We start from the raw sequence: 23,796 nt of genomic DNA, 5'->3' as shown, positions 1-23,796 counted from the left end.
AAAACATCGCGCCCCTGTAGGAGCGGCGGTTCGCCGCTGCGATTTACCCGCGAAGAGGCCGGCAAACCCGGCCTCTGTTTCATGACATACGCAACAAGCAAGCATCGAGCGTTCGACGCCCAGGCGGCAGCACACCTGCCCCTTGAGCTCGGCGCTTGGATCCGAGAATAAAAACAAAACTCGAGGTGCTGCATGTCCGAGTCCCGCAAGGCGTACATCCCGGTGGCGCCGCCGCGACAGCCTTTGCCCCTGTTCCAACTGATCCTGGTTGGCCTGCAACACGTTCTGCTGATGTACGGCGGCGCCATCGCCGTGCCGCTGATCATTGGCCAGGCCGCTGGATTGTCCCGTGAAGAAGTAGCCTTCCTGATCAACGCCGACCTGCTGGTCGCTGGCGTCGCCACCATCATCCAGTCGTTCGGTATCGGCCCGGTGGGCATCCGCATGCCGGTAATGATGGGCGCCAGTTTCGCTGCCGTCGGCAGCATGGTGGCCATGGCCGGCATGCCCGGTGTAGGCCTGCAAGGCATCTTTGGTGCGACCATCGCCGCCGGTTTCTTCGGCATGTTGATCGCGCCGTTCATGTCCAAGGTCGTACGTTTCTTCCCGCCGCTGGTCACCGGCACGGTGATCACGTCCATTGGCCTGTCGCTGTTCCCGGTGGCGGTCAACTGGGCCGGTGGCGGCCATGAAGCAGAAACCTTCGGCTCGCCGATCTACCTGCTGGTGGCCGGCCTGGTGCTGGCGGTCATTCTGCTGATCAACCGTTTCATGCGTGGCTTCTGGGTCAACGTGTCGGTACTGGTGGGCATGGGCCTGGGTTACATCCTGGCCGGCTCCATCGGCATGGTCGATTTGTCTGGCCTGAACGAGGCGCCGTGGTTGCAAGTGGTCACCCCGCTGCACTTCGGCATGCCAACATTCCACCTGGCGCCGATCCTGTCGATGTGCCTGGTGGTGGTGATCATCTTCGTCGAGTCCACGGGCATGTTCCTGGCCCTGGGCAAGGTGACCGATCGTGAAGTAACGCCCGGCATGCTGCGTCGCGGCCTGCTGTGCGATGCCGGTGCGTCGTTCATTGCCGGCTTCTTCAACACCTTCACCCACTCCTCGTTCGCCCAGAACATCGGCCTGGTGCAGATGACTGGCGTGCGCTGCCGTTATGTCACGGTGATGGCCGGTGGTTTGCTGATCATGCTCAGCCTGCTGCCCAAAGCCGCCTACCTGATTGCCTCGATCCCGCCTGCGGTACTGGGCGGCGCGTCCATTGCCATGTTCGGCATGGTCACCGCCACCGGGATCAAGATTCTTCAGGAAGCCGACATCAGCGACCGCCGCAACCAGCTGCTGGTGGCGGTGAGCGTGGGCTTTGGCCTCATCCCGGTAATGCGCCCCGAGTTCTTCGCGCAAATGCCTCAGTGGATGGAGCCGATCACCCACAGCGGCATCGCCATGGCCACGATCAGCGCGTTGGTCCTCAACGTGCTGTTCAACATCCTCGGTGGTGCCGAGCGCGCGGCGCACAACAACGCCTGCCACGAGCATTGATGTACAGGGCGGCGCAACGCCGCCCTTTCCCGCTTTCACTTTGACTGCTTGACCGTCGGCCCGCCGGAATGGGCCTTCCGGGGCGCTTTTGCGCCGAAAACAACCGCCAACAAAAACAATAAGTCCGGGAACTACAACATGAAGCGCATCACCACGTCCCTGCTGCTGGGCAGCAGCCTGCTGGCCACCCTCCCCACCCACGCCGGCGAATGGCTGTTGTGGCACGGCGAAAGCCTGACGTACCTGTATGGCAAGGACTTCAAGGTCAACCCTGATATCCAGCAAACCATCACTTTCGAGCACGCCAACAAATGGAAGTACGGCGACACCTTCATGTTCGTCGACAAGATCTTCTACAACGGCAAGCCCGACGCCAGCAAAGGCGTCACCACCTACTACGGCGAATTCAGCCCGCGCCTTTCCTTCGGCAAGATCTTCGACCGCAAGCTGGCCTTCGGCCCGGTCAAGGACGTGCTGCTGGCCATGACCTACGAACGCGGCGAAGGCGACAACGAGGCTTACCTGATCGGCCCCGGCTTCGACCTCGACATCCCCGGCTTCAACTACTTCACCCTGAACTTCTACATGCGCCAGACCGAAGGCGATCGCCCCGGTGACGATGTGTGGCAGATCACCCCCGGCTGGTCCTACACCATTCCGGTCGGCCGCTCGGACATTCTGATCGACGGTTACATGGACTGGGTCCCCGACAACGACCAGAACAGCCGCGGCACCTACCACGCCAACCTGCATTTCAACCCGCAGGTGAAATACGACCTGGGCAAAGCCCTGAACCTGGGCGCCAAACAGCTCTACGTGGGCTTTGAGTACAGCTACTGGAAGGACAAATACGGCATCGACAGCCGCGGCAACCTGGAGACAAACCAGAGCGTTGCCAGCGCGCTGATCAAGGTGCACTTCTGATAACCTGACCAAACGCCCAAGTTTGAATCACCGTGCTCCAGGACGGAGCACTTGAGGCCAGGCGCGCAAGCCAGTAATCTGCGCGCCCCCTCGATCAGGGCAGGAAGGATTCTGCCTGCGTTTACTGACCGCTCAGTCAATGAATTCGGGCGGTTGGCCAACGTGTTGCCAGCCAGAAACACCCATTTTCATCCGTTCAGAACGAGTCGAGCAGGAAGGTTGCAGCTAACCGTAAAAGTTGGCGCAGCTCTTGCCAGAATGCTGTGGCCAATCGAAAAAAGCTGACTCAAAAGACAAAAACAGCGCCTTACGAGCGCTGACAACAGATCAATCAAGGGAGCGACACTCGCAATGCGTACCATCAATAGCCTGATTCTCGCGGGCGGCCTGCTGGCCTGCGGCACCACCTTCGCCGGCGACCTGCTGCAGTGGCAGAACAACAGCCTGACCTACCTGTGGGGCAAAAACTTCAAGGTCAACCCGGAGATTCAGCAAACCGTCACCTTCGAGCACGCCGATGGCTGGAAGTACGGTGACAACTTCGTCTTCGTCGACAAGATTTTCTACAACGGCAAGAAGGACTCCGGTAACGGCGACAACACCTACTACGGCGAAATCAGCCCGCGCCTGTCGTTCGGCAAGATCTTCGACCAGAAAATCGAATTCGGCCCGGTCAAGGACGTGCTGCTGGCCATGACTTACGAGTTTGGCGAGGGTGACACCGAGTCCTACCTGATCGGCCCAGGTTTCGACCTGAACATCCCGGGCTTTGACTACTTCCAGCTGAACTTCTACAACCGCACCACCGAAGGCAGCCGCGCCGGTGACAATGTCTGGCAGATCACCCCGGTGTGGTCCTACACCATCCCGGTGGGCTCGTCCGACATCCTGATCGACGGCTTCATGGACTGGGTGGTGGACAACGACGAAAACAGCCGTGGCGAATACCACGCCAACCTGCACTTCAACCCGCAGGTCAAGTACGACCTGGGCAAGGCATTGCACCTGGGTGAGAAGCAGCTGTATGTCGGTTTCGAGTACGACTACTGGAAGAACAAGTACGGCATCAAGGATTCTGACGGGTTCACCACCGACCAGAACACTGCGAGCTTCCTGGTCAAGGTTCACTTCTGACCCTTGGGGCCGCTTTGCGGCCCATCGCGGATGAATCCGCTCCTACAGGACAGCACGGATTTCGATACCGGCGATAACCTGTAGGAGCGGATTCACCGAAGCGTCGGACCGCCGCGATCCGGGCGAAGCCCGGCCATCAATATCACGCAGAAGACCTAACCATCCGCCACACCTTCCCGGCAATACCCACCACCGCCAATACCGCAGCCCCGGCTACAACCCCAACCAGCCCATTGACCAACGCCCCGGTCACCGCCCCGCCACGCCCTACGCTGAACGCTTCGATCGCGTGATGCACAGGCTCCACCCCATGCACCAGGATCCCCCCGCCTACCAGGAACATCGCCGCCGTCCCGATCACCGACAGGCTCTTCATCATGTAGGGCGCCGCCCGCAAAATGCCATTGCCCACCGCCTGGGCGGCCTTGGAGGCCTTTTGCGTCATCCACAACCCCAGGTCATCGAGCTTGACGATGCCCGCCACCAACCCGTAAACGCCAACCGTCATCACGATGGCAATCCCCGACAGCACGATGATCTGCTGGCTCAGCGGCGCATCCGCCACCGTGCCCAGCGTGATGGCAATGATCTCGGCAGACAGAATGAAGTCGGTACGCACCGCGCCCTTGATCTTGGTCTGCTCGTAAGCCACCAGGTCGACATTCGCGTCAGCGACAGCCTCCTTGCGCGCCTCATGTTCCGCCGCATCTTCTTCCTTGCTGTGCAAAAACTTGTGCGCCAGCTTCTCGAAGCCTTCAAAGCAAAGGTAGGCGCCACCGATCATCAACAACGGCGTCACCGCCCAGGGGATGAACGCACTGATCAGCAACGCCGCCGGCACCAGGATCGCCTTGTTCACGAACGAGCCCTTGGCCACCGCCCACACCACCGGGATTTCACGCTCGGCGCGCACGCCGGTCACCTGCTGGGCGTTGAGTGCCAGGTCGTCGCCCAGTACGCCAGCGGTCTTCTTCGCCGCCACTTTGGTCATCACCGACACATCATCGAGAACCGTGGCGATATCGTCGATCAGAACCAGTAAACTGCTGCCTGCCATGGGTGCTTGTTTCCAAATATGTGAATGGGCCCGAGTCTAGCCGAAACTCGCTGCCTTGAGCGCCCGTGAGTGGCGGTGCTACCATGCCGGGTCCCTCTTTGAGGTGGCCAGACACGAGGAAGACCCCCGACAATGAGCACCATTCGCGAGCGCAACAAGGAACTGATCCTGCGCGCAGCCAGCGAGGAATTCGCCGACAAGGGCTTCGCTGCCACCAAGACCAGCGATATCGCGGCCAAGGCCGGCCTGCCCAAGCCGAACGTGTATTACTACTTCAAGTCCAAGGACAACCTCTACCGCGAGGTGTTGGAAAGCATCATCGCGCCGATCATGCAGGCGTCAACGCCGTTCAATGCCGACGGTGACCCGAAAGAGGTATTGAGCTCGTACATCCGCTCGAAAATCCGCATCTCGCGCGACCTGCCCCATGCCTCCAAGGTGTTCGCCAGCGAAATCATGCACGGCGCACCGCACCTGTCACCCAACCAGGTGGCGCAGTTGAACGAGCAGGCGCGGCATAACATCGAGTGCATCCAGAGCTGGATCGACCGCGGGCAAATCGCCCATGTCGACGCGCACCACCTGATGTTCAGCATCTGGGCGGCCACCCAGACCTATGCCGATTTCGATTGGCAGATTTCGGCGGTTACCGGCAAGGCCAAGCTGGCCGACAGTGATTACGATGCGGCGGCCGAGACCATTATTCGGATGGTTTTGAAGGGGTGTGAGCCTGAAGTAGCCTGAGGTAATGGGGTTTGGCCCATCGCGGATAAATCCGCTCCTACAAAGCGCGCGCCTGTAGGAGCGGATTCATCCGCGATGAGGCCAGGTCAATCAATGCAAAATCAGGCAGCCACCCCCGCATCCGCCCTCAACCCCACCTCTTCGATCGCACTGATTGCGCACTGCTCGTCAATATCCGACGTATCCCCGCTGATCCCCACCGCTCCCAGCACTTTACCGTCCTGATCACGAATCAGCACACCACCCGGCGCCGGCACCACCGGCCGCTCACCCAACCCGTTCAGCGCCGCAAAAAACGCCGGCCGCTGCTGCGCATCCAGCGCCAGCAAACGCGAGCCCTTGCCCAGGGCAATTGCCCCCCAGGCCTTGCCGGTGGCCACCTCCGGGCGAATCAGGCTGGCGCCGTCCTCGCGCTGCAAGGCCAGCAGGTGCCCGCCAGCATCCAGCACCGCCACCGTCAGCGGCGCGGCGTTGATCTTGCGGCCCGCCGCCAGCGCGGCATTCACCAGGCTGACAGCGACTTTCAGGTTCAAAGCGTTCATGGAAAGGTCCTCTTCTTGTTGTGAGAAGCCCTGAGGGCAGGTGAAAAACCGATAAGCCAATAGAACACAACTGAATGTATTTTTGTATACAATAAATTGAAACGATCGTATGCGAGATCGCAAACAGCCGTTTTCATAGGCGCTCGAACGAAAGCCACGTCCCCCGACGAAAACCCGTTGACCTGAGCGGCCAGCCATGAATACACTCTGGCACAAAGCAAGTTGTATACAATTACAAAATCAATGAGGCACAAACCATGAGCAAAATGAGAGCAATCGATGCAGCCGTTCTGGTCATGCGCCGTGAAGGTGTAGATACCGCGTTCGGCATCCCAGGGGCTGCCATCAACCCGCTGTACTCGGCCCTGAAGAAAGTCGGTGGCATCGATCACGTCCTCGCTCGTCACGTCGAAGGCGCCTCGCACATGGCCGAGGGTTACACCCGCGCCAACCCGGGCAACATCGGCGTGTGCATCGGCACCTCCGGCCCTGCCGGCACCGACATGGTCACCGGCTTGTACAGCGCCTCGGCCGACTCCATCCCGATCCTCTGCATCACCGGCCAGGCTCCACGTGCCCGCCTGCACAAAGAAGACTTCCAGGCCGTCGACATCACCAGCATCGTCAAGCCGGTCACCAAGTGGGCGACCACCGTGCTGGAGCCAGGCCAGGTGCCTTACGCCTTCCAGAAGGCCTTTTATGAAATGCGCACCGGCCGCCCAGGCCCTGTGCTGATCGACCTGCCGTTCGACGTGCAGATGGCCGAAATCGAATTCGACATCGACGCCTACGAGCCGCTGCCCGTACACAAGCCACAAGCCAGCCGCGTACAGGCCGAAAAAGCCCTGGCCCTGCTCAACGACGCCGAGCGCCCGCTGCTGGTTGCCGGTGGCGGCATCATCAACGCCGACGCCAGCGACAAGCTGGTCGAGTTCGCCGAGCTGACCGGCGTGCCGGTTGTACCCACCCTGATGGGCTGGGGCACCATCCCGGACGATCACGAGCTGATGGTCGGCATGGTCGGCCTGCAGACCTCGCACCGCTACGGCAACGCCACGATGCTGAAATCCGACCTGGTGTTCGGTATCGGCAACCGTTGGGCCAACCGCCACACCGGCTCGGTGGATGTGTACACCGAAGGCCGCAAGTTCGTGCACGTGGACATCGAACCGACCCAGATCGGCCGGGTGTTCACCCCGGACCTGGGTATCGTTTCCGACGCTGGCAAGGCGCTGGACGTGTTCCTGGAAGTGGCCCGCGAGTGGAAAGCCGCTGGCAAGCTGAAGTGCCGCAAGGCCTGGCTGGAAGACTGCCAGCAGCGCAAAGCCACCCTGCAGCGCAAGACCCACTTCGACAACGTGCCGGTCAAGCCGCAGCGCGTGTACGAAGAGATGAACCAGGTATTCGGCAAAGACACCTGCTACGTCAGCACCATCGGCCTGTCGCAAATCGCCGGCGCGCAGTTCCTGCACGTGTACAAGCCACGCCACTGGATCAACTGCGGCCAGGCGGGCCCGCTGGGCTGGACCATCCCTGCTGCCCTGGGCGTTGTAAAAGCCGACCCGAAACGCAAGGTGGTCGCGCTGTCGGGTGACTACGACTTCCAGTTCATGATCGAAGAGCTGGCGGTGGGCGCGCAGTTCAACCTGCCGTATGTCCACGTGCTGGTGAACAACGCCTACCTCGGCCTGATCCGCCAGGCACAGCGTGGCTTCGACATGGATTACTGTGTACAACTGGCGTTCGAGAACATCAACTCGACCGACGCTGCCACCTACGGTGTTGACCACGTCGCCGTGGTTGAAGGCCTGGGTTGCAAGGCCATCCGTGTGTTCGAACCGGCCGAAATCGCTCCTGCCCTGCTCAAGGCGCAGAAGATGGCCGAAGAGTTCCGCGTACCGGTAGTGGTCGAAGTGATTCTCGAGCGTGTTACCAACATTTCCATGGGCACCGAGATCAACGCGGTCAACGAATTCGAAGACCTCGCCCTGGTCGGCAACGACGCGCCGACCGCCATCTCGCTGCTGGACTGATCGCCTGACGCCCCCCGCTCGCGGGGGGCCTTCAACGCAAGGAGATACCCCATGCCTCGCTTCGCTGCCAACCTGTCCATGCTGTTCACCGAACAGGACTTCCTGGCCCGCTTCAAGGCTGCCGCCGACGCTGGTTTCAGCGGCGTAGAATACCTCTTCCCGTACGATTTCAGCGCCGCTGAAATCAAACAGCAGCTCGACGCCCACGGCCTGACCCAGGTGCTGTTCAACCTGCCGGCCGGCGACTGGGCCAAGGGTGAGCGCGGCATTACCTGCCACCCTGACCGCGTGGAAGAATTCCGTGCCGGTGTCGACAAGGCCATCGAGTACGCAAAGGTGCTGGGCAACACCCAGGTCAACGCCCTGGCCGGCATCCGCCCGCAAGGCCCGGACTGCGCCACCGTGCGCAAGACCTTTGTCGAGAACCTGCGCTACGCCGCCGACAAGCTCAAGGCCGCCGGCATTCGCCTGGTCATGGAAATGATCAACACCCGCGACATCCCGGGCTTCTACCTGAACACCACGAAGCAGGCCCTGGAAATCCAGGCCGAGGTGGGCAGCGACAACCTGTTCCTGCAGTACGACATCTACCACATGCAGATCATGGAAGGTGACCTGGCGCGTACCGTTGAAGCCAACCTGCCGCTGATCAACCACATCCAGCTGGCCGACAACCCGGGCCGCAACGAGCCGGGCACTGGCGAGATCAACTACCGCTTCCTGTTCGAGCACCTGGACCGCATCGGCTACCAGGGCTGGGTGGGCGCGGAGTACAAGCCCAAGACCACTACCGAAGCGGGCCTGGGTTGGCTGAAAACCCATAACGCAATTTAAGGATCAACGCGGTCCCTGTGGGAGCGGCCTCGTGTCGCGAAAGGGCTGCGCAGCAGCCCCGGCAATCTCCTGACAAGCTGAAATCATGGGGCCGCTACGCGCCCCAATCGCGACACAAGGCCGCTCCCACAGGGGGGGGCCAAGTCGCCTGTTCCAACAAATACAAAGAGGCAAAAATCTCATGGCTAAAATCGGCTTCCTCGGCACCGGCATCATGGGCAAACCCATGGCCCAGAACCTGCAAAAGGCAGGTCACAGCATCTTCGTTTCCACCCACCACGACGCCGCCCCGGCCGACCTGATCGCCGCTGGCGCAGTCGCCCTGGCCAACCCGAAAGAAGTGGCTCAGGAAGCTGAATTCATCATCGTCATGGTGCCGGACACCCCGCAGGTGGAAAGCGTGCTGTTCGGTGAGAACGGTGTTGCTGAAGGCGTGGGCCCGAACAAGGTGGTGATCGACATGAGCTCGATCTCCCCTACCGCCACCAAAGCCTTCGCCGAGAAGATCAAGGCCACCGGCGCCGCCTACCTGGACGCCCCGGTGTCCGGTGGTGAAGTCGGTGCCAAGGCCGCGACCCTGAGCATCATGGTCGGTGGCTGCCCGAAAGCCTTCGAGCGCGCCCTGCCGCTGTTCGAAGCCATGGGCAAGAACATCACCCGCGTCGGTGGCAACGGTGATGGCCAGACCGCCAAGGTCGCCAACCAGATCATCGTCGCCCTGAACATCCAGGCCGTCAGTGAAGCCCTGCTGTTCGCCGCCAAGAACGGCGCGGACCCGGCCAAGGTGCGTGAAGCACTGATGGGTGGCTTTGCCTCGTCGAAAATCCTCGAAGTACACGCCGAGCGCATGATCAAAGGCACCTTCGACCCGGGCTTCCGCATCAACCTGCACCAGAAGGACCTGAACCTGGCCCTGCAAGGCGCCAAGGAACTGGGCATCAACCTGCCCAACACTTCCAACGCCCAGCAAGTGTTCAGCACCTGCGTGGCGCTGGGCGGCGGCAACTGGGACCACTCGGCGCTGATCAAAGGCCTGGAGCACATGGCCAATTTCTCGATCCGCGACGATAAGTAAGCCTGTACCGGCCTCTCGCGGATAAATCCGCTCCTACACGCTACCCCTGTAGGAGCGGGTTCACCGAAACGTCGGACCGCCGCGATGCGGCCAACACCGCTGAACCTGCGACCACAGGCTCAACGGTGAACCCGAGCAACACCCGCCCCTGGTTCGGCCTGCACGGAGGCAGTTCCAGGGGCGTTTTTGATTGTGCAGAACAACAATAATTCTGGGAGCCTGCCATGTCGGTCGATCCGCAAAAACTTCTCCGCGAGCTGTTCGACACAGCCATCGCTGCCGCCCACCCGCGTCAAGTCCTCGAACCCTACCTGCCCGCCGACCGTAGCGGCCGGGTGATCGTCATCGGTGCCGGCAAAGCCGCCGCCGCCATGGCCGAAGTGGTCGAAAAATGCTGGCAGGGCGACGTCTCCGGGCTGGTCGTGACCCGCTACGGCCACGGCGCCAACTGCCAGAAGATCGAGGTGGTCGAAGCCGCCCACCCGGTCCCCGATGCCGCCGGCCTGGCCGTGGCCAAGCGCGTGCTCGACCTGGTCAGCAACCTGAGCGAAGACGACCGCGTCATCTTCCTGCTGTCCGGCGGTGGCTCTGCCCTGCTGGCCCTGCCCGCTGAAGGCCTGACCCTGGCCGACAAGCAGCAGATCAACAAAGCGCTTTTGAAATCAGGCGCCACCATCGGCGAGATGAACTGCGTGCGCAAGCACCTCTCGGCGATCAAGGGCGGCCGCCTGGCCAAGGCCTGCTGGCCGGCCACCGTCTACACCTATGCGATATCGGACGTACCGGGCGACCTGGCCACGGTCATCGCCTCCGGCCCCACCGTGGCCGACCCGAGCACCTCGGCCGACGCGTTGGCCATTCTCAAGCGCTACAACATTGAAGCCCCCAAAGCCGTCATCGACTGGCTCAACAACCCGGCTTCCGAAACCGTCAAGGCCGACGACCCGGCACTGGCCCGCAGCCACTTCCAGCTGATCGCCAAACCTCAGCAGTCGCTGGAAGCCGCTGCCGTCAAAGCCCGCCAGGCCGGCTTCAGCCCGCTGATCCTCGGCGACCTGGAAGGCGAATCGCGCGAAGTGGCCAAGGTGCATGCCGGCATCACCCGGCAGATCGTGCAGCACGGCCAGCCACTGAAGGCGCCCTGCGTGATCCTCTCCGGCGGCGAAACCACCGTGACCGTGCGCGGCAATGGCCGTGGCGGGCGCAACGCAGAGTTCCTGCTGAGCCTCACCGAAAGCCTCAAGGGCCTGCCTGGCGTGTACGCCTTGGCCGGTGATACCGACGGCATCGACGGCTCGGAAGAAAACGCCGGCGCCTTCATGACGCCGGCCAGCTACGCCCGCGCCGAGGCCTTGGGCCTGTCGGCCAGTGACGAGCTGGACAACAACAACGGCTACGGCTACTTCGCCGCGCTCGACGCGCTGATCGTCACCGAACCGACCCGCACCAACGTCAACGACTTCCGCGCCATCCTGATTCTCGAGACTGCCCAATCATGACGCCTGATAAAAAAGTAAAGATCCTCGCCACCCTCGGCCCAGCGATCAAAGGCAAAGACGACATCCGCCAACTGGTGGAAGCCGGCGTGAACATCTTCCGCCTCAACTTCAGCCATGGTGAGCACGCCGACCACGCCCTGCGTTACCAGTGGATCCGCGAAGTCGAGCAGCAGTTGAACTACCCGCTCGGCATCCTCATGGACCTGCAGGGGCCGAAGCTGCGCGTCGGCCGCCTGGCCGAAGGCAAGGTGCAACTGCAACGTGGGCAGGCATTGCGCCTGGACCTGGACACGACGCCGGGCAACAGCGAGCGGGTCAACCTGCCCCACCCGGAAATCATCGCCGCGCTGGAGCCGGGCATGGACCTGCTGGTGGACGACGGCCGCCTGCGCCTGCGGGTAACCGCCAAGCACGCTGACGCCATCGACACTACCGTGCTGAACGGCGGTGAGCTGTCCGACCGCAAAGGCGTGAACGTGCCCCAGGCCGTGCTCGACCTCTCCCCGCTGACCGAAAAAGACCGCCGTGACCTGGCCTTTGGCCTGGAGCTGGGCGTGGACTGGGTTGCCCTGTCGTTCGTGCAGCGCCCTGAAGACATCGTCGAGGCCCGCCAGCTGATTGGCGACCGCGCCTATTTGATGGCCAAGATCGAGAAGCCCTCGGCCGTCGAGCAACTGCAAGCCATTGCCGAGCTGTCCGACGCCATCATGGTGGCCCGTGGTGACCTGGGCGTGGAAGTGCCGGCCGAGAGCGTGCCGCAAATCCAGAAGCGCATCATCGGCACCTGCCGCCAGCTGGGCAAACCGGTGGTAGTGGCCACCCAGATGCTCGAATCGATGCGCTTCTCGCCAGCGCCGACCCGCGCCGAAGTCACCGACGTGGCCAACGCCGTGGCCGAAGGTGCCGATGCGGTGATGCTGTCGGCCGAGACCGCCTCGGGCGACTACCCGCTGGAAGCCGTACAGATGATGAGCAAGATCATCCGCCAGGTGGAAAATGGCCCGGACTACCAGGCCCAGCTCGACGTTGGCCGGCCAAAAGCCGAAGCCACCGTATCGGACGCCATCAGCTGCGCCATCCGCCGCATCAGCGGCATCCTGCCGGTGGCGGTGCTGGTGAACTACAGCGAGTCGGGGGCTTCGACCCTGCGTGCGGCGCGTGAACGCCCGCGTGCGCCAATCCTCAACCTGACGCCAAACCTGCGCACTGCCCGCCGCCTGAGCGTGACCTGGGGCGTGCACTCGGTGGTCAACGACCGCCTGCGCCAGGTGGACGAGGTGGTTTCCACTGCACTGGAAATTGCCCAGGCGCAGGGCATGGCCAGCCGGGGGGACACCTTGCTGATCACTGCGGGTGTGCCGTTTGGGCAGCCGGGGTCGACTAACACGCTGCGGATCGAGACCTTGGTCTAAACCGCGTCGCGTTACCTTGTAGGAGCGGCTTTAGCCGCGATCACCGGCAAAGCCGGTGCCATCTGCATCGCGGATAAATCCGCTCCTACAGGCGTTACACAACCCTTCAAACCCGCGGAAAACCCGAGGCCCAAAGAGGCCCACCGCGCCCCATCCACCTCACTGACTGCCCCATGTACACCAAAAATTTCGTCAACCCGTGCCCCGACTGGGCCACGGCGTTACTCAACGGCTTCAGCCAGGTGCTGCTGCTGCGCAACCCCCTGTGCGGCCTGTGCTGCCTGCTGGCCATCCTGCTGACCGCGCCCGACCTGGTCGGCGGCGCCCTGCTCGGTGCCCTGGCCGGCCTGCTCACGGCCCAGCGCCGTGGTTACGACCGCGCCGACCGCCAAGCTGGCCTGTACTGCTACAACGGCGTGCTGATCGGCATCCTGATCTGCGCCGTGATGCCTTGGTCGGCCATGCTGCCGCCCCTGATCATCGCAGCAGGCGGCCTCTCCAGCATCATCACCCACCAATGGCGCAAACGCGGCGGCAAGCTGCTGATCGCGTACACCGCACCATTCGTGCTGCTGGGCTGGGGCGTGCTGGTACTGGCCGAGCCTTCGGCCAGCAGCGGCTTTGTCGCCGCCGACCCGTTGCATGCCTTGCTGCGTGGCGTTGGCCAGATCTTCCTGCTGGACAAGCCCCTGGCCGGCCTGCTGATCATCAGCGGCATGCTGATCGCCAATCCGTACGCGGCCCTGTGGGCGGTGATCGCTTCGGCCATCGGCGGTGGCGTGGCGCTGGCTGTCGACCAGGCCCAAGGTGCCTGGCTGGGGCTGTATGGCTTCAATGCCGCCCTCGCCGCCCTGGCCTTCAGCCGCCAGGGTGAGCGCCCGTGGGTGACGCTGCTGGCCATTGCCCTGGCCTTGCTGCTGCAACCGCTGTTCAAGCTGCTGCCGGTGGCCGGGCTTACCGCCCCGTTCGTGGTGGCCTGCTGGCTGATGCACCTGGGCAACTACCTGCGGCCACTGCCACGCAGCAACGCCACCCGCTTGCACAGCTGAAAGCCAGACCCTAGGCTCAGCCCATTGCCTAGTGGAACGCGCTTATGAACAACCCTGCGAGCCTGCGCGAGCGGCTCTACGTCATCGTCTTCCAGACCGACACCCCGGCTGGAAGACGCTTCGACCAGATCCTGCTGCTGATCATCCTCGCCAGCCTGGTCACCGTGATCCTCGACAGCATCGACGAGGTGCATCAGGGGTACGCGGGTTTGCTCGCCGGTATCGAATGGGGCTTTACGGCGATCTTCCTGGTCGAGTACCTCACACGCCTTTACTGCTCGCCCAAACCGCTGCGCTATGCCTTCAGTTTCTACGGCCTGGTCGACCTGCTGGCGATCGTGCCCGGCGTCATTGCGCTGTACTACAGTGACGCCCAGTACCTGCTGATCATCCGCGTCATCCGGATGCTGCGCATTTTCCGCGTGCTCAAGCTCAGCCCCTACCTGAAGCAGGCGCATTACCTGCTGGACGCGTTGCGCGGCAGCAAGCAGAAGATCATTGTGTTTCTGGTCAGCGTGTCCACCCTGGTGACGGTGTTCGGCACGCTGATGTACGTGATCGAAGGGCCGGAACATGGTTTTACCAGCATCCCCAAAGGCATTTACTGGGCCATCGTTACCCTGACCACGGTGGGCTTCGGCGACATCGTGCCAAAGACCCCACTGGGGCAAGTGCTGTCGTCGCTGGTGATGATCACCGGTTACTCGATCATTGCCGTGCCTACCGGGATTTTCACGGCGGAACTGGCCAATGCCATGCGCGGGGAACAGTTGCAGCACCCCTGCCCGACCTGTGCCAAAAAGAGCCATGAACACGGGGCGGCGTTCTGCTCGCGTTGCGGCAACGCGCTGTTCCCGAAAAGCGAATAAGCAAAGAGCCATTTGGTCTTTAAATGCCCAAGAACCAAACGCTATAGTCGCTGGCACATTGCCAAACATTTGAACTACAACAAGGAAGCATCGTGAAAAAACTCTTCACTGCCTCGCTGCTCGCCGCAGGCCTGACGCTCGGCAACCTCGCCCAGGCGGCCCCCACCCTGCTCAACGTGTCCTACGACGTGATGCGCGACTTCTACAAGGACTACAACAGCGCCTTCCAGAAGCATTGGGAAGCCGAGCATAACGAGAAGGTCAACGTGCAGATGTCGTTTGGCGGCTCGAGCAAGCAGGCGCGCGCAGTGATCGATGGCCTGCCGGCCGATGTCATCACCATGAACATGGCCACCGACATCAACGCCCTGGCCGACAACGGCAAGTTGGTGCCCGACAACTGGGTAACCCGCCTGCCGAACAACAGCGCGCCGTTCACCTCGGCCACTGTGTTTATCGTGCGCAAGGGCAACCCTAAAGCCCTGAAGGATTGGCCCGACCTGCTCAAGGACGGTGTGCAGGTGATCGTGCCCAACCCCAAAACCTCGGGTAATGGCCGCTACACCTACCTGTCGGCCTGGGGTTACGTGCTCAAGCAAGGCGGCGACGAAACCAAGGCCCGCGAATTCGTCGGCAAGCTGTTCAAGCAGGCGCCGGTACTGGATACCGGTGGCCGCGCCGCCACCACCACGTTCATGACCAACCAGATTGGCGATGTGCTGGTGACCTTCGAGAACGAAGCCGAGATGATCGCCCGCGAGTTTGGCCGCGACCAGTTCGAAGTGGTTTACCCGAGTGTGTCGGCCGAAGCCGAGCCGCCGGTAAGCGTGGTGGACAAGGTGGTGGCCAAGAAGGGTACCCAGGCCGTGGCCGAGGAATACCTGAAGTACCTGTGGTCGCCGGCAGCCCAGGAAATCGCCGCCCAGAACTACCTGCGCCCGCGTGATGCCACGGTGCTGGCCAAGTACACCGACCGTTTCCCGAAGGTGGAATTCCTGTCGGTCGAGAAGACCTTTGGTGACTGGCGTACCGTGCAGAAGACCCACTTCAATGATGGTGGGGTGTTTGACCAGATTTATACCGGGCAGTAATTGATGTAGGCAGGGCCGGCCCTATCGCGGATAAATCCGCTCCTACAAGGTCATACGCTTTCCTTGTAGGAGCGGATTCATCCGCGATAGGGCCCGCACAGGCAACATCATTTCTGCCGGAACACCAACGCCTTCAAGCCCCCCGCCACATCCACATCCGGAAACTCCGGCGGGTTCTCCAACCGCTCGACAAACGCCAGCGATGGCGCCTGTTCCGCCATCCCCTCAATCAAAAACTCCGGCCCGATCCCCGGGTCATTCACACACGCCAGCACGGTCCCGCCAGCACACAGCAGCTCCGGCAAGCGCCGCAAAATCTTTGCGTAATCCTGCGTCAACACAAAGCTGCCGCGCTGGAACGTGGGCGGGTCGATGATGATCAGGTCATACGGCCCATACTTGCGCACCTTGCCCCACGACTTGAACAGTTCATGCCCCAGGTAGGCAACGCGCGAGGCGTCGTGGCCATTGAGGCGGTGGTTGTCACGGCCACGGCTCAGCGCAGACTTGGCCATGTCCAGGTTCACCACTTGTTCGGCACCGCCGGCAATGGCCGCCACCGAAAAACCGCAGGTGTAGGCAAACAGGTTGAGCACCCGCTTGCCGTCGGCCTGTTCACGCACCCACTTGCGCCCGTAGCGCATGTCGAGGAACAGGCCATTGTTCTGCCGCACACCCAGGTCGAGCAGGTAGGTCAGGCCGTCCTCCACCACTTCGCGCTGCTGGCACGGCTCGCCCAGCAGCCACTGGCCGGGGCTGTCTGGCAGGTAACGGTGCTGGATGATGATGGCCTGGCCTGCCCACTCGGGGCGCTCGGCCAGTGCGCGCAGCATGGCTTCGAGTTCGGCCAGTTGCCCTTCGGGCGGCTCGCGGAACAACGCCACCGACAACACGCCTTGCAGCCAGTCGACGGTGATCTGCTCCAGCCCCGGCCAGCAGCGCCCGCGGCCGTGGAACAGGCGGCGGGTTTCTTGCGGGGCGGGGTCGAGGGCGGTGAGCAGGTGTTGCCCCAGGGTCTGGATGGGTGAGGTCATGGTGGGTCGCAAGCTGGCAAAAGCGGCATTCTACCCTACCCGTGAAGGGGCCCGCACAGGCCTGAACCACCAGCCCTGCTGCATACCCGCCGCCGCCAGCAGTATCAACGCCACGCCCAGCCATTGCAGTAGCGCCAGCCTGTGCCCGAATGCCACCCAGTCGACCAGGATCGCGGCAATGGGGTAGATGAACGACAACGCTCCGGTCAACGCTGTGGGCAAGCGCTGGATCGCGCTGTACAGCAGCACGTACATCAGCCCCGTGTGGACCATGCCCAGGGTCACCAGGCTGGCCAGTGCCGCGGGTTCCCCGGGCAGGCCACCCAGCTTGACCCAAGGCGCCAGCAGCAGCACACCCGTGGCCACCTGGATCAAGGCAATCAGGTGCGGCGGCGTACCCGCCAGGCGCTTGATGATCAACGCGGCGATGGCATACAAAAAGGCAGCCCCCAACGCCAGGCCAATGCCCAGCAGGTAATCTTCACCGCTGGCCTGCCCGGCACCGTGGGCACTGACGATCGCCAGCATGCCCATGAACGCCACGCTCAACCAGGCCAGCTTGGCCACGGTGATTTTCTCGCCCAGAAACACTGCCGCCAGCCCCACCAGCATGAACGGCTGAACGTTGTACACCGCCGTGCCGATGGCAATCGATGCCCGGGAGTACGAGGCAAACAACAGTACCCAGTTGCCGACGATGGCTACCCCGCTGACCACCGCCAGGAGCAAGGCAGTACGGGTGATCATGCCCGGTTTGAGGTAACCGAATGCCGCGCAGATCACCAGCAAGGTGCCAGTACCAAACACGCAGCGCCAGAACACCACCTCCAGCACCGGTTGCCCGGACACCAGCACGAACCAGCCGATGGTCCCGGAAATCAACATGGCGGCGACCATTTCCAGCGAGCCGCGCCGCAACGAATTGTCCATCTCACACCTCCCGTTGACGATGTTCACAGTATGCGCAGGCGCAACGGCGCCCTTCCAGCGGATAAAAAAGGCGGGTTGACCATCTGGCCTTTACTATCAAGGCAAAACCACTGATCCGCCTGACGAGGTACCCATGACCGATGCCATCGACCAACTGCTGATCAACGCCCTGATGGAGGACTCGCGCCGCTCGCTCAAGGCGCTGGCACAGATCAGCGGCCTGTCTGCGCCCAGCGTGAGTGAACGCCTGCGCCGCCTGGAGGAACGCGGCGTGTTGCGGGGTTACACCGTGGATGTCGACCCGCGCAGTTTTGGCTACCAGTTGCAGGCGATTGTGCGCATTCGCCCGTTGCCGGGGCAGTTGCAGGAGGTGGAGCGGCAGATCATCGCCATTCCCGAATTCACCGAATGCGACAAGGTAACGGGCGAAGATTGTTTCATTGCCCGGCTGCATGTGCGCTCGATGGAGCAACTGGATACGTTGCTTGACCGGATCAATGTGCTGGCCGAAACCAACACCGCGATCATCAAGAAGTCGCCGGTGAAGCGGCGATTGCCGCCGATGGAGTGAGGCTGCCTATTTTTTGTACACAAAAACGTCACCATAAGTGCCATTTTTGTGTGCACTAACTCAACTAACGCCCCAATGCGTTACACATATCGGCCAACTAAATCTGACTAAAAAGTCAACTAATAACCAACTAAAAATTTAAACCTGTTCGATCGGTCAATTTATATTTGATTATTTTCATCAACTTACACTGCAACTAGCTTAGATTCAAAAAGCCACTAATCACCGCTCTTGCTCTGTCTGGCACGGAACTCGCTTTTGTGTGTTCACGTTTTGTATACAAACTAATCGAAACGTAAATACACAAGAACCCGCGACGCCGGTCCAATCCGGCCGCCGCGCCCAGAACCCAGTGATGCCAACGCTGCACCGACGAGATGGCGAGCCCGTGCGCATTGCCCGCTCATCGCAGTCCATGTGCATCAGGAGCCTGCCGGAATGAGTACCAGCTTCGACCTTGCCCCTGAACAATCCGTCGCCAGCACCAGCCCCTCATCCACCCTTGCAGGCGAAGTGCCGCCGGTTGAGCTGAGCCCACGGCTGCACAACCGCGACCTGGCGCCGACCCGTGTCGAAGGCCGCCGCTGGGGTGGCTACAGCATCTTCGCGTTATGGACCAACGATGTGCACAACATTGCCAACTACTCCTTCGCCATGGGCTTGTTCGCCCTCGGCCTGGGTGGCTGGCAAATCCTGCTGTCACTGGCGATCGGTGCGGCGCTGGTGTACTTCTTCATGAACCTGTCGGGCTACATGGGGCAAAAGACCGGGGTGCCGTTCCCGGTCATCAGCCGCATCGCCTTTGGCATCCATGGCGCGCAGATTCCCGCGCTGATCCGCGCGGTGATCGCCATCGCCTGGTTCGGCATCCAGACCTACCTGGCCTCTGTCGTGCTGCGCGTGCTGCTCACCGCCGTGTGGCCACACCTGGCCGCCTACGACCACGACAGCATCCTCGGGCTGTCGAGCCTGGGCTGGGTGTGCTTCGTGGCGATCTGGCTGGTGCAGCTGGTGATCCTCGCCTATGGCATGGAAATGGTCCGCCGCTACGAGGCCTTCGCCGGGCCGGTGATCCTGGTGACCGTGGCCAGCCTGGCGCTGTTCATGTACTTCCAGGCCGACGCGCGCATTGCCTGGTCGGTGGCCGAGCCGCTGACCGGCTATGAAATGTGGCGCAACATCTTCGCCGGTGGCGCCCTGTGGCTGGCAATCTACGGCACCCTGGTGCTGAACTTCTGCGACTTCGCCCGCTCCTCGCCGTGCCGCAAGACCATCCGCGTGGGCAACTTCTGGGGCCTGCCGGTGAACATCCTGGTGTTCGCCCTGATCACCGTGGTGCTGTGCGGCGCGCAGTTCAAGATCAACGGCCAGATCATCGACAGCCCCACCCAGATCGTTGCCAGCATCCCCAACACCGCCTTCCTGGTACTGGGCTGCCTGGCCTTCCTGATCGTCACCGTGGCGGTGAACATCATGGCCAACTTCGTCGCCCCGGCCTTCGTGCTCAGTAACCTGGCGCCGCGCCACCTGAACTTCCGCCGCGCCGGGCTGATCAGCGCCACCGTGGCCGTGTTGATCCTGCCGTGGAACCTCTACAACAGCCCGCTGGTGATCGTGTACTTCCTGTCTGGCCTGGGCGCCCTGCTCGGCCCGCTGTACGGCGTGATCATGGCCGACTACTGGTTGCTGCGCAAAGGCTGCATCAACGTGCCGGAGCTGTACACCGAGCATCCGGCCGGCGCCTACCACTACAGCAAGGGCATCAACCTGCGCGCCGTGGCCGCCTTCGTGCCTGCAGCATTGCTGGCCATCGTGCTGGCCCTGGTGCCGAACTTCCATGGCATCGCGCCGTTCTCCTGGCTGATCGGTGCCGGCATCGCTGCCGCGCTGTACCTGCTGATCGCACCGCGCAACCGCCACTACCAAGACGTCAGCGGCGAGTGCATCGCCGTCGACCATAGCAGCCATTGATCAAGGGAGCCTGCCCATGCGTATTCTGATCGCCAACGTCAACACCACCGAAGCCATTACCGAAGCCATTGCCGAGCAGGCGCGCAGCGTGGCGTCGCCGGGCACCGAAATCATCGGCCTTACGCCGTGGTTCGGCGCCGAGTCGGTGGAAGGCAACTTCGAAAGCTACCTGGCGGCCATTGCCGTGATGGACCGGGTGCTTGCGTACGAAGGCCCCTACGATGCCGTGATCCAGGCCGGTTATGGCGAACATGGCCGGGAAGGGTTGCAGGAATTGCTGAACGTGCCGGTGGTGGACATCACCGATGCCGCCGCCAGCACCGCCATGTACCTGGGCCATGCCTACTCGGTTGTTACCACCCTGGACCGCACCGTGCCGCTGATCGAGGACCGGCTGAAGCTTTCCGGGCTGTATGATCGCTGCGCTTCGGTCCGCGCCAGTGGGTTGGCCGTGCTGGAGCTGGAAGAAGACCCTGAGCGCGCCGTGGAAGCCATCGTGCAACAGGCCGAGCGTGCCGTACGCGACGACAAGGCCGAGGTCATCTGCCTGGGCTGCGGCGGGATGGCCGGGCTGGATGAACAGATCCGCCAGCGCACCGGGGTGCCGGTGGTAGATGGTGTGAGTGCGGCGGTGACCATTGCCGAGTCGCTGGTGCGGATGGGGTTGAGTACGTCCAAGGTGCGTACCTATGCCACGCCGCGGGCGAAGAAAGTGGTGGGCTGGCCGATGAAGTTCGGCCGCTGACTGTAGGAGCGGCCTTGTGTCGCGAAAGGGGTGCGCAGCGCCCCCGAGGGCTTCGGCCTTGCCGCCGATAATGCAGGGGGCGCTGCGCACCCCATTCGCGACACAAGGCCGCTCCCACAGGCGATAGTATTCCAGCCCAAGCGTCAGGTCGGGCAACTGGCCTTGCCGCCATCCAGCCCCTGGCGCACGTTACGGCTGAGCAGGCTGGCCTTGCCGTCGTGCCAGGTCAGCGTCAGCACATACAGCGTATCGAAATCGTCACCGTTCCAGTCCTCGGTAATTACCCGCTCATCGCCCAAGGCCTTGCCGGCCACGGCGTTGATCAGGTCAGGCAGGTAGCCATGGGACCAGGCGGTGTAAACCGTGGCATTGCGGTACTTGTTGCTCAGCAACTCATCCGCAAGCTCGTCAGTGTCATTGGCACCAAAATCGATATTGACCGGCAGGCCCAGGCGAATGGCGCTGGGGCTGATGGTCATCAGCGGGCGAATGTAACTGTAGCGCTCGTCCTTGCTGCCCTCCTCCACATGCCGTGACGGGTTGGCGGCAAACACGTAGTCCGCTTTGCCGAAACGTTCCGGCAGCAGCGTGGCAAGATCCAGGGCGCGGTTCAGCCCTTGGCAGTTCAACTGCCCCAACCCCTCACCGGGTTTTTCGGCATGGCGCAGGAAGATCAACGTCTGGGTGCCATCAACCGGCTCGGCGCGGCTTTCGACCACATCCAGTGCCACAGGCACTGCCGCAGCAACCAGCGCCAGGCTCAGCAGCAGGTGACGGCGACGTCGGAGGAAAGTAGGCAACTTCATATAAGCAGGCTCTTGTGGCAGACAATTTCGGATTGGCCCGCCACAGCGCCCAAGGGGCGCCCCTGAAGTGATTGCCCTCCCTGGCAACGAGCAAGGGTCAGAGTGCCCTCAACCCGTTTGGTTCCTCCCTGAGTGTGAATGCCGTTCCGTGGGCAAGGCTTACGTTAGAGCATGTGTGTTACCGAAAGATGTATTGGCCGACAGCGTTCAATCGTCCCGTGTCAGCACTTCCAGCAGCTCGATCTCGAATGTCAGGTCCGAGTTCGGTGGAATCGAACCCACGCTGCGCTCGCCATAGCCCAGATGCGCCGGCACCTGCAGCTTGCGCTTGCCACCCACGCGCATGCCCATCAGGCCTTGATCCCAGCCTTTGATGACCCGGCCAGTCCCGATCACGCACTGGAACGGTTTACCTCGCGACCAGGACGAGTCGAACTCGCTGCCATCGGCCAGCCAGCCGGTGTACTGGGTAGTGATCAAGGCACCTTTGACGGCGGCCTTGCCGTCGCCTTCGACGAGGTCGGTGATTTGCAGTTCGCTGCTCATGGGCGTGCCCTCAGGGTCGATTTCAAGGCCGCCCTTTTCTCAGGAATGCACGGGTTTGTCCAGTCAACCAAGTTCTTCGAAGGCTTGCTCGCCGGTCAGTTCCTGGGTCTGGTTGGCAAAACAGTACCAGGCGGGTTTCTGCTCCACGAAGATCTGCAGGTCGAAGTTCCAGGGTTCGCCGCTGTCGAGCAGCCCTACGGGCACAGCATAAAAATCATTGGCTTTCAGGCAGTAGTACAAATGTGTGCCACAAACGCCGCAAAAACCGCGCTGTGCCCATTCAGAAGACTCATGGACACTGGGTGGAATGCCTTCGGTTTGTAGCGGTTTACTGCAATGTACGACCAGCAGCGGCCCGCCCCCCCACTTGCGACACATGCTGCAATGGCAGGCACTGACGGCCAGGCTATCGACTTCGGCGACGATGGAAATGGCGCCGCAGAGGCATTTACCGGAAAGGGCATGGGTTGGCATGGAAACTCCTCGTTTTAGCTACAGAATCAAACGGTAGCACCCCACCGTATCCACGCCAGACCACCTGATATTTTTGCCAGTTGTGAGGGCAGCGCTGACATTCATAAACTGGCCACCTCCCCTGCGGTTACCCTTGGAGCCCCCCATGGAACAGCTGTCAGCCTCACTTCACGCCATCACACCCGGCATGGCCACGAAACAACAGACATCCGCACCACTCAAGTTTCGGGTAGCCCGTCAAACCATCGTGCCCAGTACACCGGCCGTGCCCAAAGCACCTCAAGGCCGGCTGAACTTTCACCAGGCCATGTATGAAGATGACAGTCTCGAAGTTACGGTACAGCCATTTGCAGGCATGGCAGGGCAGTCAATAACCGTCACATGGACCGGGCCTTTCGCCGCGTGGACCAGCCCCGCGCAAGTCGTGGACAATCCGAGAGCGTTAAGCTTCCAGGTACCTCGACTGGAGGTCATTGATGCCATTGGCGGTGCAGTGCGAATCCATTGCACCGTCAATGGCACGATAGAATCCTCGGCATATTCTTTGACGATCGACCCTCAACTTATTAATTTACCTGCGCCACGGTTTTATCCTCAAGAGGGTGAACCGACTGCTGCGGTATCACTTTTGTACAACGAGCAAGTAACCGGCCACAGTGGGCGTGTGCGTTGGTACCTTGACTATCAGTTGTATTGGGAATCAGAAGAACAGCATCTGGAAACAGGAGAGGCTGAGTACTTTCAGGTTCCAAGGTCGGTCGTAACGGCCAGCCGGGGAAAGGTGGCCATGATCGACTACACCATTTTGCGCCGGTCCGGCGAACAACTTCAGTTTTCCCGCATGCTCCGACAGCAGTTTTAACGCCCGCATCGAAAGCGCGCGGCGTTCAGCCGCGCGCTTGCTTGGG

23 protein-coding genes are annotated in these 23,796 nt (G+C 61.9%); 16 read left to right on the top strand and 7 right to left on the bottom strand.

The annotated features are described in order from the left end of the window. The first annotated feature begins 192 nt into the window (after window positions 1-192). The 3 genes from PVV54_RS07960 (at window position 193) to PVV54_RS07950 (ending at window position 3,606) form a co-directional block, all read left to right on the top strand. Window positions 193-1,548: a nucleobase:cation symporter-2 family protein gene (locus tag PVV54_RS07960; RefSeq protein WP_274909403.1), complete on the top strand. Its 1,356-nt coding sequence runs from the start codon at window positions 193-195 to the stop codon at window positions 1,546-1,548. A gap of 138 nt (window positions 1,549-1,686) precedes the next feature. After that, entirely contained in the window at window positions 1,687-2,472 is a 786-nt protein-coding gene (locus tag PVV54_RS07955) for an outer membrane protein OmpK (RefSeq protein WP_274909402.1), read from the top strand. A gap of 351 nt (window positions 2,473-2,823) precedes the next feature. Continuing rightward, complete coding sequence (locus tag PVV54_RS07950) at window positions 2,824-3,606, top strand: outer membrane protein OmpK (RefSeq protein ID WP_274909401.1); 783 nt, start codon at window positions 2,824-2,826, stop codon at window positions 3,604-3,606. A 142-nt stretch (window positions 3,607-3,748) separates the two neighbouring features. Here PVV54_RS07950 and PVV54_RS07945 read toward each other — a convergent pair whose 3' ends face one another. Beyond that, window positions 3,749-4,663, bottom strand: a complete 915-nt coding sequence (locus tag PVV54_RS07945) for a DUF808 domain-containing protein (RefSeq protein WP_274909400.1) — start codon at window positions 4,661-4,663, stop codon at window positions 3,749-3,751. A gap of 132 nt (window positions 4,664-4,795) precedes the next feature. On the opposite strand from PVV54_RS07945, the gene PVV54_RS07940 reads away from it, so the two are divergent. Next, on the top strand, window positions 4,796-5,407 hold the full coding sequence (locus PVV54_RS07940) for a TetR/AcrR family transcriptional regulator (protein ID WP_274909399.1): 612 nt from the start codon (window positions 4,796-4,798) through the stop codon (window positions 5,405-5,407). Between the two features lie 101 nt (window positions 5,408-5,508). Here the strand turns inward: PVV54_RS07940 and PVV54_RS07935 are convergent, their stop codons facing one another. Next, on the bottom strand, window positions 5,509-5,949 hold the full coding sequence (locus tag PVV54_RS07935) for a GlcG/HbpS family heme-binding protein (RefSeq protein WP_085625470.1): 441 nt from the start codon (window positions 5,947-5,949) through the stop codon (window positions 5,509-5,511). 257 nt (window positions 5,950-6,206) lie between these two features. Between PVV54_RS07935 and gcl the strand changes: the two genes are divergently transcribed. The 8 genes from gcl to PVV54_RS07895 all read left to right on the top strand — a co-directional run bounded on the left by gcl (window position 6,207) and on the right by PVV54_RS07895 (window position 15,811). Beyond that, window positions 6,207-7,982, top strand: coding sequence for a glyoxylate carboligase (gene gcl, locus PVV54_RS07930; protein WP_274909398.1), 1,776 nt, complete (start codon window positions 6,207-6,209; stop codon window positions 7,980-7,982). Window positions 7,983-8,033: 51 nt separating this feature from the next. Then, window positions 8,034-8,816 (top strand): hydroxypyruvate isomerase, encoded by a 783-nt coding sequence (gene hyi / locus PVV54_RS07925; RefSeq protein ID WP_274909397.1) that lies wholly within the window; start codon window positions 8,034-8,036, stop codon window positions 8,814-8,816. A 181-nt stretch (window positions 8,817-8,997) separates the two neighbouring features. Beyond that, the gene (locus tag PVV54_RS07920; RefSeq protein WP_274909396.1) at window positions 8,998-9,891 is read left to right on the top strand and encodes a 2-hydroxy-3-oxopropionate reductase; all 894 of its coding nucleotides are present in this window, start codon (window positions 8,998-9,000) and stop codon (window positions 9,889-9,891) included. A 224-nt stretch (window positions 9,892-10,115) separates the two neighbouring features. After that, a complete protein-coding gene (locus tag PVV54_RS07915; RefSeq protein WP_274909395.1) occupies window positions 10,116-11,390 on the top strand; it encodes a glycerate kinase type-2 family protein in 1,275 nt (424 codons plus the stop codon). Next, window positions 11,387-12,802, top strand: a complete 1,416-nt coding sequence (pyk, locus tag PVV54_RS07910) for a pyruvate kinase (protein ID WP_274909394.1) — start codon at window positions 11,387-11,389, stop codon at window positions 12,800-12,802. Before PVV54_RS07915 ends, pyk begins: the two co-directional genes overlap by 4 nt. A gap of 173 nt (window positions 12,803-12,975) precedes the next feature. Further along, window positions 12,976-13,851: an urea transporter gene (locus PVV54_RS07905; protein WP_274909393.1), complete on the top strand. Its 876-nt coding sequence runs from the start codon at window positions 12,976-12,978 to the stop codon at window positions 13,849-13,851. A 44-nt stretch (window positions 13,852-13,895) separates the two neighbouring features. Then, window positions 13,896-14,720 carry an ion transporter gene (locus PVV54_RS07900; protein WP_274909392.1) on the top strand — a complete coding sequence of 275 codons (825 nt, stop codon included), beginning with the start codon at window positions 13,896-13,898 and terminating at the stop codon, window positions 14,718-14,720. Window positions 14,721-14,812: 92 nt separating this feature from the next. Beyond that, window positions 14,813-15,811, top strand: coding sequence for a sulfate ABC transporter substrate-binding protein (locus PVV54_RS07895; protein ID WP_274909391.1), 999 nt, complete (start codon window positions 14,813-14,815; stop codon window positions 15,809-15,811). A 107-nt stretch (window positions 15,812-15,918) separates the two neighbouring features. Here the strand turns inward: PVV54_RS07895 and PVV54_RS07890 are convergent, their stop codons facing one another. Then, complete coding sequence (locus PVV54_RS07890) at window positions 15,919-16,845, bottom strand: class I SAM-dependent methyltransferase (protein ID WP_274909390.1); 927 nt, start codon at window positions 16,843-16,845, stop codon at window positions 15,919-15,921. A gap of 30 nt (window positions 16,846-16,875) precedes the next feature. After that, window positions 16,876-17,775 carry a DMT family transporter gene (locus tag PVV54_RS07885; protein WP_274909389.1) on the bottom strand — a complete coding sequence of 300 codons (900 nt, stop codon included), beginning with the start codon at window positions 17,773-17,775 and terminating at the stop codon, window positions 16,876-16,878. 133 nt (window positions 17,776-17,908) lie between these two features. Here PVV54_RS07885 and PVV54_RS07880 point away from each other — a divergent pair, with 133 nt between their 5' ends. The 3 genes from PVV54_RS07880 to PVV54_RS07870 all read left to right on the top strand — a co-directional run bounded on the left by PVV54_RS07880 (window position 17,909) and on the right by PVV54_RS07870 (window position 21,062). Beyond that, a complete protein-coding gene (locus PVV54_RS07880; RefSeq protein ID WP_201174893.1) occupies window positions 17,909-18,346 on the top strand; it encodes an Lrp/AsnC family transcriptional regulator in 438 nt (145 codons plus the stop codon). A 438-nt stretch (window positions 18,347-18,784) separates the two neighbouring features. Further along, a complete protein-coding gene (locus PVV54_RS07875; RefSeq protein ID WP_274909388.1) occupies window positions 18,785-20,317 on the top strand; it encodes an NCS1 family nucleobase:cation symporter-1 in 1,533 nt (510 codons plus the stop codon). 16 nt (window positions 20,318-20,333) lie between these two features. Then, window positions 20,334-21,062 carry an aspartate/glutamate racemase family protein gene (locus tag PVV54_RS07870; RefSeq protein ID WP_274909387.1) on the top strand — a complete coding sequence of 243 codons (729 nt, stop codon included), beginning with the start codon at window positions 20,334-20,336 and terminating at the stop codon, window positions 21,060-21,062. A 143-nt stretch (window positions 21,063-21,205) separates the two neighbouring features. On the opposite strand, the gene PVV54_RS07865 is transcribed toward PVV54_RS07870, so the two are convergent. From PVV54_RS07865 to PVV54_RS07855, 3 genes are all read right to left on the bottom strand, one after another. Then, on the bottom strand, window positions 21,206-21,868 hold the full coding sequence (locus PVV54_RS07865; protein WP_274909386.1) for a histidine phosphatase family protein: 663 nt from the start codon (window positions 21,866-21,868) through the stop codon (window positions 21,206-21,208). 207 nt (window positions 21,869-22,075) lie between these two features. Further along, window positions 22,076-22,414, bottom strand: a complete 339-nt coding sequence (locus tag PVV54_RS07860; RefSeq protein WP_274909385.1) for an FKBP-type peptidyl-prolyl cis-trans isomerase — start codon at window positions 22,412-22,414, stop codon at window positions 22,076-22,078. A gap of 63 nt (window positions 22,415-22,477) precedes the next feature. Then, the gene (locus tag PVV54_RS07855) at window positions 22,478-22,888 is read right to left on the bottom strand and encodes a GFA family protein (protein ID WP_274909384.1); all 411 of its coding nucleotides are present in this window, start codon (window positions 22,886-22,888) and stop codon (window positions 22,478-22,480) included. Between the two features lie 145 nt (window positions 22,889-23,033). Here PVV54_RS07855 and PVV54_RS07850 point away from each other — a divergent pair, with 145 nt between their 5' ends. Beyond that, window positions 23,034-23,750 carry a hypothetical protein gene (locus tag PVV54_RS07850; protein WP_274909383.1) on the top strand — a complete coding sequence of 239 codons (717 nt, stop codon included), beginning with the start codon at window positions 23,034-23,036 and terminating at the stop codon, window positions 23,748-23,750. Window positions 23,751-23,796: the final 46 nt, after the last annotated feature.

The sequence above is a fragment of the Pseudomonas sp. PSKL.D1 genome, assembly GCF_028898945.1.
GTDB lineage: Bacteria > Pseudomonadota > Gammaproteobacteria > Pseudomonadales > Pseudomonadaceae > Aquipseudomonas.
Note: the sequence above shows the minus strand (reverse complement) of the source record. Positions and strands in the feature narration are given on the sequence as shown.